Here is a 12,108-nt window from a genome sequence, read left to right as displayed (position 1 = left end):
CTCCAACGTCTGCTCGCCGTCGACCGACATCCGCCGCACCGTGTTACCGGCCTCGTCATAGTCGAACTGCTCCAGCGTGGTGCTGCCGCTCGGGAACTGGCTGGTCACCGACTCCAAGGCATGCCCGCCGTCGGGGTAGGCGTACTCGTGCACCGTGTCGCCGTCGGAAGTGTGCTCCACCTGCGACATCCGGTTGCCCACCTCGTCGTAGGTGAAGGAGTGCCAGTACGGCGCGGGCCCACCCAGCGCCTCCACCGTCGGGTTCCCGGCACAGTCACTTGCCGGCGTCCACGCCTCCGTCAGTCGGCGCAGGTGGTCGTACCGGAAACACTGCACATCGGCGAGCCCGTCCAGCGGCACGTCCGCGATCGAGGTGACATTGCCCGCCGGGTCGTACGAGTAACGCGTGTCCGACTGCATCGGCTTCGGCAACTCGGCATCCACGATCGTGCGCGCCAGCCGTCGCGTGTGCTCGTGGTAGTACCGCGACAACCACACCCGCTGCCCCTGCTCACCCAACTGCGTCCGCTGAAGCTCGCCATAGCGGGTGTACTGCGTGTCCGTGACGTATTCCGTGGTTCCCTGCCCACTGAGACCGCCGTGGCTCGTTCTCAGGAAGCCGAGATCGTCATGGACCAGGCTGTACGGCTCCGCCGACAGATCGCCGGCCTCGGCATAACCGATACCACCCAGACTGCCGTCCGGGTTGTAAGCCGCCGTGGTGGTGTACGTGCCGCCGAGACCTTCCTCGGATTCCGGGATCACGATCTGGGTCTTGAGCGGCTGATACAGGGGGTCGTAGATCGAGGTTTTGCGCACGTACGCCTCGCCGTCGACGTACCGCGTCGACGACGCGAGGCGGCCGATGCCCCACTCCGCGGTGTCGTAGGCCCACTCGGCACGCTTCGGACCGTCGAGCGAGCCTTCGTGCACCGCCGTCTTACGGCCGAGGACGTCGTAGTCGATGGCGAGGGTCTCGCCCCGCGCGTCGGTCGTCTCGACCAGCTGCCCCGCGGCGTCGAAGGTCTTCGTGGTGACCCCCTTGTCGGGGTCGTCCATCCGGACCTGACGCCCACGCAGGTCGTAGTCGAACTCCCACGCGTTGCCGCCCGGGTCCGTGATCCCGGTGAGGTTCCCGGCCGGGTCGTAGCGGTAGATGGTGCTGTCGAACTCACCTTCCGGCGTGTCGCCGTGGTACTGCCGCAGCTCGGTCATGCGGCCACGCGCGTCGCTGATCGCTGTCGTCGGCGTCCCACCGTCGGGTGGGGTGACGTGGACGCGGTCACCGCCGTACGACGTGATGGTGCGCCACTTCTCGATCCCGCCGCCCTTGAAGATCTCAGCCACCGGTCTGCCCGCGCCGTCGTACTCGACGGTGGTCAGGCCGGGAACCTCCGCGTCCGAGGCGGACCACAGCGTGTCGTCCACGGGCGCGTCGTTGAAGTACGGCTTCGTCTGGTAGTAGGCACGGCCGGCGGAGTCGTAACGGGTGTCGGTGAGCAGGCGCCCACCGCCGAACGCGGGCTGCTGCACCTGCCGCACGCGCAGCAAGCCGTCGTAAAGCTGTTTGCTGGTGACGTATATGCCGTTCGGGCCCAGCGTGTCCGTGGTGATGACCGAAGGTTCGTCTCGTGAGATCTTGTACGAGTAACGGGCGTTGCCGCCCTCGGGACGGACCCGGTTGGGCTTCCACACCTCCACGGTGCGCCCCAGCGCGTCGTAGGCGACCTCGGTCGTGTTGTAGTTCGCGTCGACCACCTTCGTCGGCTTGCCCCACGCCGGTTCGTATGTGGTGGTGGTCTCGTGCCCCTTGGCGTTGGTCACCACGGTCTTCGTGAGAGGGCCGTCGGCGGCGGGGGTGTAGCTCGTGGTGGTCGCCCGGTCGAGAGCGTCACGCTCCTCGGTCACCCGGCCGTGCGCGTCGTAGGCGCGGGTGGTTGCGGTGACGTAGGACTTGCCTCCGTCATCGGTGAGCTCGGCGACCGTGGTCACGTTGCCCTGAGCCGGCGCGGCACCGAACGACTGGTTGTCGTAGGAGTAGCGAACACCGCTCACCGCGTCACCGGGGAAACCGGCCTCCTCCGAGCAGGCGACGGACACCGTCTCCTCCTGCGAGGGCAGGGAGAACAGCCACTTCTGCGTGTTGCGCACGTAGCTGGTGCGGGTACACAGGTCGTCGGCCGGATCGGAGACGTCTCCGAGGTCGTTGACCTCGGTGGGCATGCCCTTGTCGTCGTAGGTGGTGTGCTTGCGCGTGACACGGAACTCGCCTGACTCGAGCTTCGTGTAGGTGCGTTCGGTTCCGATGTCGACGAGGTAGGCCTTCAGCATGCCTCGGGTGGCCGTCGGCCCCTGCCACGTCGGTTCGGTGATCACCTTGGTGATCGGCTCGCCACCGTCTCGGGAGTAAGTGGTCGATTCGAGCAGCGATCCCGCGAGCCAGTCGTGGTCGGTGTGCTTCCCGCCTTCCGAGTCCTCGACCGTCACGGACCGGGACCCGCCGGGGATCTCGTCACCGTCCATGCCGCGGAAGTACCGTTCCTCGGTCAGTGTCACCGGTCCGTCGTCGCCACTGCCCTGGCGGATACGAACCCGTTCGAACCCGCGAAACTCGTTCCAGGTCTTGTCCTCCTCATCCACCAGCTCGGACGTGGTGTAGTGCCAGGCCGCGCCGGCGAGATACTCATAGCGGACCACCTGTGGCACCGAACTGGCGATACGGTCGTGGCTGCTCACCGATGCGACGACGTACTTGTGGAAGTAGTCGGTTCGTTCCGCCGAATAGGGCGCCGACCAGGTCACCGGGAAGCAGCGCCGGGTATTCGTCTCCGGTTTGGCCGGCTTCGACTCCGCGGTGCAGTCCGGCTCCGCATAGTCGATCGAGATGACACCACCGGCCTCCGAGACGATCGCGTTCATCCGGTACCGGATCAACGCGGCGTGGCCGTCGATCCCGTGAACCCGGTTCGGCTTGGCGACGCCCTCGAACGTCACCTCGGGGAGTTGGATGTCGTCGTCACCGACGTGCCCGGTGTGGCGGACCGCCGCCAACCAGAGCGTGGGTTTCTCACCGTCGCCCGGATCGGGGAACTCGTGCCGCAGTGTCCACGAGTCCACCGCACGGTAGCCGTCGCCGTCACGTACCTGCGTGGTGATCTTGGCGAGCCGTTTCGTCGACCAGAACGTCGGAGCCTGCTGGTAGTCCTCACACGTGGTGCCGTCACACTCGAGGTGCCACGGCACGTCCGGCCAGTTCTCCTCCTTCTCCCGCGTACACGTCGAGCCGGGCACACACCGATCAGCCACGGTGAAGTCGACCCGCCCCGTCGGGGCGATGTTCTCGCCCTCGCGCAGGCCGTAGTCGATGCGTTTCAGCCAGCCTTCCCGGACGTACTCGGTGGGTTCTTCGTTCTTGTTGCGTCCGTACTTGTTGGTGGCGGTCTCGTACTCGTAGTGGATCACGTTGCCGTTCGTGTCCACGACCTTGTCGAGGTTCCACCGGTAAGCCTGGTCGCAAAAGGAGTCTTTGAACTCCGCGGCGTGGCAGGGTTCGCCCGAGTCGTCGCCGAACACGGGCACCGTCCAGGTGGAGTCGGCGCCGGAGCGGGACCCGTAGAAGTACTGGGTGCCGTCGACCGTGGTGATCTTCCAGTACTCGCCGTTGTTGTCGGGGCTGTCCGCACCGGTCAGCCGCTGGACCCGGGAGCCGTCGTCGTGTTCCGGCCGCCACGTGCCGGTGTCGCTGTCCTTGACCAACCGGGTGGCCGCACCGTTGATGGAGACTGTCGCGTTGTCGCTGTCCCAGCAGAGATCCGCCGGATTGTCCTCGGGTTCTCCCGGGTGGTCGGTGGCGCAACTGGTGTAGGAGCGTTCGACGAATCCCGGCCACATCGCCCAGCCGTCACCTGCCCAACCGGCCTGGGTGTTCGTGGCACTCGTCAACCCGTCGACCGCCGCCGACGAGTACGACAGCGACACCTCCGGCGCCAACCCACCGGGTGCGGGCGGCACGCGCATCGGATAACTCCACGTGAACGTGCCGGTCTGGGCGGACACCGACCAGGTCGCTGACGGCGTCAGTGAGGTCTCGGTAAAGGTGCCGCCGCCCGCGGGATCGCCTCCGGAACCGCCGTCCGGCTGGTCACCGTGGAGAGCGTCTCTGCGGACTTCGTCCTCTCCCCGCTGCTGCATCGACAGCGGGGAGACAGGTACCGACGGGGTCGACGGCAACGGAACCGAAGGCCCTCCCGCGGCACGTGCACCGGGAGGCGACTGCACCACGGCCAGGAGGCCGGCAACCATGATCACGGCAAGGGCTACCGCCCGTTTTCTACCGTGCCGGGTTTTCGGCATGCGCATTCTCTTCCACCGTGATCGCACGGTTCCTCCCAGATTCCTGTGTGAAGCGCGGCGAACGCGAGACGTCGGCAACGGTTATGCGGTCGCGATCGGGTATTCCTCGAGAGTGCGCGTGGGTATGACCTGCACGTTCTCGGACTCGTCGCTCGGCTTGCGCTGACCGTTCTCGATCACCCAGACCTGGTTCGAGTTCGGCGTGGTGACAAGCGTGCCGTCGCGCATCGTGTCGGGCAGCAGCATCAACGCCGCGTGGGGAACGCGCATGACCTGCTCCCAGGTACGCCCGGTACCGAGGTACTCGTTTTCATCGAGGACGGTGATCCGCGCGCCGCCGACGACGAGGAACACCTCATCCGGGTGCTCGGAGTCCGGTGCCCGTACCGCGCTGCCCTCGGGGAACTGCGGTACGGACGGGTTCTCGGTGTCCAGGTAGGAACGGACCAGCGTCTCGATGCGGTCCGCGGTCAGCCCGCCGGTGTACAGGCGAACGTCGTCGACAGCACCCGGCCAGAATTCCGTGGGGATTCCCTCCGACTTTCCCCGACCGATCTGGAGCCCGCCGTCCGCGTCCCACGCGTTCTGGAGCGTTCCGTCGCCGAGGCGTAGGCCGTTGACGTACAACCACAACTTCCCGGAGTCCGCGTCGTAGACGCCCGCGAGATGAACCCATGTGTTCACCTCGGTCTCCAGCGTCGACAACGCCGCCTTGGTGATGGTCGCGCTCTCGCTGTCGGACTCCGCCATCTCGAAGATCCACGAACCCAGCCGGTGTTGACTGTCCCGGACATGTCCCAGCCGGAACTTGCTCGTGTGATCCCCGTCCAGGCTCACCGCGGTCGTGGTACCACTCTTCTCGTCGAGCCGTACCCACGCAGTCACAGTGAAACTACGGTCGAAACGGAGGTCGGCTCTCGCGGTGGACACATGGTCGTCCACACCGTCGAGATGGATCGCGTTGCCGATCCGTCCTTCCCCGAACTGGGCACCGTTGTGCAGTGTGCCGGTACGGCCACCCATCGAGTCGGCGGTCGTGGTCCCGCCGTTTTCGTCGAGCCGCATCTCGTGGACGAGCGTGAGGTCGCGATCCGCGTGAAGGCGAATCTCGTCCTCGCGCAGGGGACGGCTGTACAACTTCACGTCGTCGACCGCCCCGGCGAGGAAGTTCGCCCACGTCCCACCGCGTAGCGAGCGACCGATGCTGACATCGTTCGTCGCATTCCAAGCTCCGGTGACGTCTCCCGTGCCGTTGAGTGTCCCGTTGACGTACAGCAGGACTCGGCCGTCGACCGCGTTGTACACGGCGGCGAGATGCGTCCACACCCCCGCCTGTGCCGCCTGCTGCGAGTACACCGTCACGCCTTCGGCGTTGGCGGTGTCGGAGTCGTACATCGCGATGGCGAAGCGGCCGTCCCCTCCGTACGCCAGGTCGAACCTGGCCGACTGTTCGCCGTTCTGGCTGACGATGGTCGACCACTGCGACGGTAGTTCGTCGACCTTCACCCACGTGGACACGGAGAAGCTGTGGGAGGTGCTCACGGCGACGGGCGCACTGACGTACTCGGTGCTGCCGTCGAGCTCGACCGCGAGATCGCCCGGATTGTGCTCGCTGGACCTGCCGGGAATCCACGACGGATACTCGCCGAGTGAACCGTGGTGTCCTGCACCCGACTCGTCCCGCGCGTTGCCGTCCAAACGCCAGTCCGATTCGACCACGTCGTCACGGCCGATGACGCCTTCGATCTCTGCGGCGGAAACGACACGGCTGTACACCCGGACCTCGTCGAGGCTGCCGTCCCAATAGTCCACGTCCTGGCCCTGCCACCTGGCGCGGCCCATCACGAACGAGCCTGTGGCGTCCCACGTCGCAGTAACTGCACCAGTAGCCGCGAGGACACCGTCGACGTAGAGAGAGACCTCGTTGTTCTTGGCGTCGAACACACCGACGAGGTGTGTCCAGACACCGGCCTGCGCTGTCCCGGGTGCGGAGTACGCGCGCCCCGCCAGCTCGCCACTCTGGTCGGGATGGAGGATCGAGAAGCTCCAGCCCGTTTCACGATGCTGCAGCAGGAACCCGCTGTTCTCCGCATCGTCCTGACTCACGGCTGTGAACGCCCCGCCCTCAGGCGCGAGGCGATCGAGTCGCACCCACGCGGCGACGGAGAAACCGTGGTCGGTCCGCACAGCCGGACCGTCCGTGGCGACGTAGTCGTCGACCCCGTCGAGCGTCACCGCACCGTTCACGGCTCCGTCCGACACGAGCGAGGCGCCACCGCTCAGAATGGCACCACCACCACCTTCGACCTCGTTGACGACCGTCGTTCCGAACGCCTGGTCGAATTTCCAGTGTCCGACCTGCACGTCGCCCCGACTGGCCAAGGTTTGCGCTTCGCCCGCTGTCAACGCCCGGTCGTAGACACCGACCTCGTCGATCGCGCCCTTCCAGTTGCCGAGTGGACCACCGTCCCAGTACGCCCGGCCGATCCGGAACTCACCACCGGCGTTCCAGTGGTCGCCGTACGAATCCGACCCCGAGAGCTGGCCGTTCACGTACAGCAGCACCTGCCCCTCGATGGCGTCGTAAACACCGACGAGGTGCGTCCACTCTCCTTGACGGACCCGAGTATCCGAGTTGGCGAAACCGCCGTCGCCTTCGTCGTCCAAGGCGTCCGTTCCCGGTAACGCGAACTGCCACCGGCCGTCCTCCCATGCCTGGAGCAGGAAGCCACTCCGGTGCTCACCGTCCTGGGACAACGCGGTCGAACCACCGGGAACCACCGGATCACCGTCCAAACGCACCCAGGTGGCCACCGAGAAACTCGCATCGGTGCGGACGGCGTTGGCCGCACTGATGTCGTCGTCGACGCCGTCCAACAGTGCGGCGGCGCCCACGGCTCCGGGCCCCCACACGGGATCACCGTGCACCGATCCGTCCCGCTCACCGAGGAACGCGCCATCCTCGGCATTGCCGTCCAGCGGCCAGTGCGACGCCGGTCCGGTGCCCGCCCGGACGTAGAAGTGGTAGGTCGTCATCGGGCTGCGCAGCCCCGCACGGTCCACGCTCTGCACGTAGAGATCGACCGGCCCGTCGCGCGGGGGCGTGATCACAACGGTCGCGTCTCCACCCAGACTGTCAGCGTCCACCTTCGTCGTGGGCGGATCGGAGAAGCCGTAGACGTAGTGGTCCACGTCCTCGACACCGTCTGCTTGGAAGGTGAACTCACCCGGGACATCCACCCCGCCATGCCAGGCGTTGTCCTCCCGGTACAGAACACTCGACACGGTCGGTGCCTGGGCCGGTGCCTGTCGGTCGACCACGAATGTGGGCCCCGATCGACTTGGACCCGACAGAGCTCCGTCGCTGCCGTGGACGGACCAGCTGATGGTCTGCCCGTGTCGGTTCGTCAGGTCGAGCGGAGTGCCGAACGTCGACCCGGACGCCAGTGTCTGCTGCCGGGACATGGTCTCGCCGGTGGGCTCGGCCTTGATGTTCCATTTCGCCGTCAACTGCCCGCCGTCCGGGTCGCTCAGCTTGGCTTGGAGCGTGATCCGGTCGGAGCCGAAGTAGCGCTTTCCGTCGCACCACCGGCACGGCTCCGTGAGCGTCGGGTCCGTGGTCACCGAGGAGGGGGCGTTGGGGGCGCGATTGAACTCCACCGTCAGCTGTGGGTAGAAGTTGACACCGTTCTCCTTCTTGACGTGGAACCTCTTCCAGCCGTCGGGGTCGTTGCTGTTCTCCTCCTTGTTCCCGGCCTTGAGCCCGAACGTCACCGAATTCCAGCCCTCGTCGGCGGCTTGCTGGACCGCGCTCTCCGCGTCCATCCCCACCCAGTTGGGACCACAGGACTGGCCTGCCTTCGCCGCGGACTTCGCCTCGGCGATGTTCCGCAGCCACGCAGGTTGGCGATCCCAGGTCGTGGTCGTGCTGATGTCACCGGTGAGGTACAGGTACATCGGCTTGACAACCGCTTCGTCGCACGTGTTCGAGTTCTTCCAGACCTGGTAGATCCGAAAGTGAGCTTCCTCGATCTGTGCGCCGTCGAGCATGCTGGTGGAGAACCGGAAGAACGAGCGATCCAGGTACGCGCTCGACCACTCAGGCGCGTGCCCGATTCGCGCCACACCCTTGTACCGCTCGTCATCATCGCGTGGCGCGAGGTTCCAGTACGACGTCGTCGGGTGGGAGCGCCGCACCAATGTCCAGGCCGACTGCCTGGAGGTCACCGAGCTGAAGGTGGGATCGATGACGAGGGGATAGGTCACCGCTGGATCGGTGAGAAGGCTCTGGTCAGGTTCGAGGGATAAGACTCCATCGTCGACAGTGGCCTTGACCGGCGCCTCCTTGCGTTCCGATGAGGTCGTTGCTGCACCCGTCCCCTCGGGTGTCCCTGCTGAGTCCCACATACTCGGCGCCGGTGCATGGAACACGGTGTTCCCGTCGTCGTCGACTGCCTGGATGTTCCCAACACTGTCCGAGTTGACATCGACATTCTCGGTGCGCAACGCGAGATCGATTCGTTCCAGAGCCGGTGACCCAGCAGCCTCCGGTGTCTTCACGACGAATTCGTGGCCGAAGCCACGCGGCGTCGCACGGACCCGAAGATCGACCCCGGGGGTGGATCTCTTCGTACGTCGCCGTATCACCTTCGATCGCCGGCACAGGCAGTGCCTCCGACCACTCGAGTGCCAACCGGGCGCCGTCCCGCTCGATGGTGGCGAGAATGCGATCACTGCCGCCGGAGAACGCGACGTCGACGGCCGCCGCTCGGGGCCGAACCGCACCGTCCTCGCCTACGACGAGTCCGTAGTCGGTGTCCACCCAACGTCCGTCACGCCGCGCGCGTTCGGGCACCACCGACTCCTTGAGGGTGAACGTCCCCTCGGGATTCGCCACAACCTGGGTCGTTTCGGTCGTCAACTCGGCGACCTCCACCGGCTCGCCCTGAGCGCGGGCGGCCTCCGAAGCCTCACCCAAGGGATCGGGTTCAGCCGTAGTGGCTTGGCCCGGGTGGGCGCGTGCAGCATGGCTCACCAACGGAAACGACGCGATGAACAAGGCGCTCAGTGCCACAACCACACAGGCTGGCAGCACGAAGCCCGCCGATTCAGCTCGGCGCGACATGACGGTATGTCCTCCCCCTGCCACACCGTCCCCGCACGGTAGCGGCCGTGATCAAACGTACGAACGGGATATTCACCCATGTCGCCAAGGCATGCAGCCCCCATTCGGGGAAGACATGATCACAGATTGGTTCCGCCTGCTACCGTTCCGTGATCACGACCGAGCGTCCACACAGGACGAATATGCGCTCGGCCGTCGTCGGCCGTAGTAGCGGATGCCCGCGTAGGTCTCCTGCTGCAGGACGTTGTCACCGCTCGTCGACAGTCGGTGGTCGAGCGGCCCGGTCGACGGCCCGCGCCCGCTCACCGCGGGCATGGCGAGTCGGTCGTCGATCGACTGGAACCGCAGTACGACGGGTCCGTCGATCGGGGCGTCCTGCGTGCCGATGGCGCAGTCGCGTGGCAGGAGCGGGCCGTCCAGTGCCGCCACGAGGCCGATCTCACCCTTGCGCTCGTCGCCAAGGCCCAGCGTCACGGCCGTGCCGAGTGCGGCCAGCAGACCAGCGAGCGACAGGGCGAGTGTGCGTGTCAGCGGCATACGGCGAGCATGTCGCCGACGGCCCGGCGAGCACATCGGGCACGCCCCGGAGACGTTCCTGATCTCGCTCCGGGTGTTCCCGGGGACGAGCACACGCCCCTCCCCGGGAACGGGGGACTCTAGAACAGCGCGCTGGCCAGGTCGCGGCGGGCCTTGGCGACGCGGTCGTCGGCCGGGTCGAACAGCTCGAACAGGCCCACGAGGTGCTCCCGTACCCGGTTGCGCTCGTCGCCGGCCGTGCGCCGCACCGCGCCGATCAGGCGCGCGAAGGCGTTCTCCACGGCGCCCTGCGCCACCTCCGCGTCGGCCGCCGCGAGTTGGGCGTCGATGTCGTTCGGGTCGGCGTCGGCCTTGGCGATCGACGACGGGTCGGTGCCCTCCGCGCGCGCGGCGAACCGCACCTGCACCAGCGCCGCCTTGGCCTGCTCGTTGCCCGGCTCGCTGTCGAGGATGCGCGTGTAGGCGGCTTCGGCGGCGGCGTAGTCACCGCGCTCGAACGCCTCCTCGGCCTCGACGAACCGCGGGTCCTGCGGCTCCTCCGCCGCGGCACCCTGCTGCGCGGCCTTGATGCCGGGGAGCTTGTCGCGCAGTGCGTCGAGAAGCTGCGTCAACCACTGCTTGATCTGCGGCTCGGGCAACGCGCCCGAGAACGCGTCCACAGGCTGCCCCGCCGCGATGGCGACCACCGTCGGGATCGACTGGACACCGAACAGCTGCGAGATGCGCGGGTTGGCGTCCACGTCGACCTTGGCGAGCACCCAGGCTCCGCCGCTCTCGGCCGCGAGGCGCTCCAGCACCGGGCTCAGCTGCTTGCACGGCCCGCACCAGTCGGCCCACAGATCCACCACGACCAACTGCTGCAGCGACCGCTCCACGACCTCGGCCTGGAAGGTCACCTCGGTCACGTCGATGACCGAGGCGTTGGCCGGAGCGCTGCCCTGGCCACCCGTGTTCGGCGTCGTCGTCTGCCGTGCCGCCGCCTCGGCACGCGCCTTCACTGCCGCCAGGTCGACGGCTCCCGAGAGCGCGGCCGACACGGCGGGTGAGTTGTTTCCTTGTCCGCGTGGCTGTGTCACGGTTCCATCCTGGCATGGACGCGTAGCGCCGTCAGGGCTGGTCCACGGCCTGTCACGCCGCACCCGCAGCCCAGGATCGACGCGAAGTCATCCGTCGCGCAGCTGCTCCTCGACTCGCTGCACCTTCGCCGTCAGTTGACCTTCGTGACCAGGTCGGATGTCGGCCTTGAGCACGAGACTCACCCTGGGCGAGCCCTCCCCCGCGGCCTCGACGGCGCGTTTGACGACGGCCATGACCTCGTCCCACTCGCCCTCGATGTTGGTGAACATCGCGTTCGTCTCGTTGGGCAACCCCGACTCGCGCACCACCCGCACGGCGCGCGCCACGGCCTCGCTCACACCGCCGTCGTCGTCCCCGCCCGCGGGACTCACGCTGAACGCCACGATCATCGCTGCCTCCTCGTCCGTGTCCCACCGCGGGCGGCAGGTCGGTCGCGGGTGCGACCTCGCCCACCGTGGGCTCATACCCGTCCCCAGCCTGCCCGGGATCACTGCTAACTTCGAGCCCCATGAAAGGTCCGTTGCCGTTCGACCCGATCGCGCGCGCGGCGCAGCTCTGGGAGGACCGCATCGGGCCCTCCACGACGATGTCCGCCGTCACCGGACTGATGCGGGTCCAGCAGATTCTCCAGTCGGCCGTGGACGCCGCGTTGAAGCCGCACGGGCTGACCTTCGCGCGGTTCGAGGCGTTGACGCTGTTGAGCTTCTCGCGGCACGCGCGGTTGCCCATGCGAGTCATGGGCGAACGGCTCCAGCTCCACCCCACGAGCGTCACCAACATCGTCGACCGGCTGGAGAAGGACGGTCTGGTCAGGCGTCTGCCGCACCCCACGGATCGGCGGACCACCCTCGTCGAGATCACCGAGGAGGGCAACGCACGGCGCGAGCAGGCCACCAAGGCGGTGACGGACATCGATTTCGGCCTCACCGGCCTCACCGAACGGCAGACCGAGCAACTCACCGAGCTGCTCACCCGGGTGCGGAAGGCGTCGGGGGACTTCGTCGACTAAGCGTCGA

Annotated in this window: 6 protein-coding genes; 1 reads left to right on the top strand and 5 read right to left on the bottom strand. The window is 67.2% G+C overall.

What is annotated here, in order from left to right:
• From JAV51_RS17050 to JAV51_RS17030, 5 genes are all read right to left on the bottom strand, one after another.
• Positions 1–4,056 (bottom strand): SpvB/TcaC N-terminal domain-containing protein (locus JAV51_RS17050; protein WP_307845914.1); only part of this gene is annotated, 4,056 nt, incomplete at its 3' end.
• 378 nt (positions 4,057–4,434) lie between these two features.
• Positions 4,435–8,619 (bottom strand): LamG-like jellyroll fold domain-containing protein, encoded by a 4,185-nt coding sequence (locus JAV51_RS17045; RefSeq protein ID WP_307845913.1) that lies wholly within the window; start codon positions 8,617–8,619, stop codon positions 4,435–4,437.
• A 1,012-nt stretch (positions 8,620–9,631) separates the two neighbouring features.
• Positions 9,632–10,015, bottom strand: a complete 384-nt coding sequence (locus JAV51_RS17040; RefSeq protein WP_231642457.1) for a hypothetical protein — start codon at positions 10,013–10,015, stop codon at positions 9,632–9,634.
• A gap of 119 nt (positions 10,016–10,134) precedes the next feature.
• A complete protein-coding gene (locus JAV51_RS17035; RefSeq protein ID WP_197321728.1) occupies positions 10,135–11,091 on the bottom strand; it encodes a tetratricopeptide repeat protein in 957 nt (318 codons plus the stop codon).
• 87 nt (positions 11,092–11,178) lie between these two features.
• Positions 11,179–11,481: an MTH1187 family thiamine-binding protein gene (locus JAV51_RS17030; protein WP_197321727.1), complete on the bottom strand. Its 303-nt coding sequence runs from the start codon at positions 11,479–11,481 to the stop codon at positions 11,179–11,181.
• 119 nt (positions 11,482–11,600) lie between these two features.
• Between JAV51_RS17030 and JAV51_RS17025 the strand changes: the two genes are divergently transcribed.
• Positions 11,601–12,101, top strand: a complete 501-nt coding sequence (locus JAV51_RS17025) for a MarR family winged helix-turn-helix transcriptional regulator (RefSeq protein ID WP_197321726.1) — start codon at positions 11,601–11,603, stop codon at positions 12,099–12,101.
• The last annotated feature ends 7 nt before the right edge of the window (positions 12,102–12,108 follow it).

It is taken from the genome of Saccharomonospora sp. NB11 (genome assembly GCF_015910535.1).
Taxonomy (GTDB): domain Bacteria; phylum Actinomycetota; class Actinomycetes; order Mycobacteriales; family Pseudonocardiaceae; genus Saccharomonospora.
The sequence above is the reverse complement of the archived record's forward strand: the minus strand, read 5'-3'. Positions and strand labels throughout refer to the sequence as shown.

Excerpts from the sequence above, each read along its gene's own strand:
- JAV51_RS17040 (WP_231642457.1), bottom strand. The coding sequence starts at position 10,015 with ATGCCGCTGACACGCACACTCGCCCTGTCGCTCGCTGGTCTGCTGGCC.
- JAV51_RS17030 (WP_197321727.1), bottom strand. The coding sequence starts at position 11,481 with ATGATCGTGGCGTTCAGCGTGAGTCCCGCGGGCGGGGACGACGACGGC.
- JAV51_RS17025 (WP_197321726.1), top strand. The coding sequence starts at position 11,601 with ATGAAAGGTCCGTTGCCGTTCGACCCGATCGCGCGCGCGGCGCAGCTC.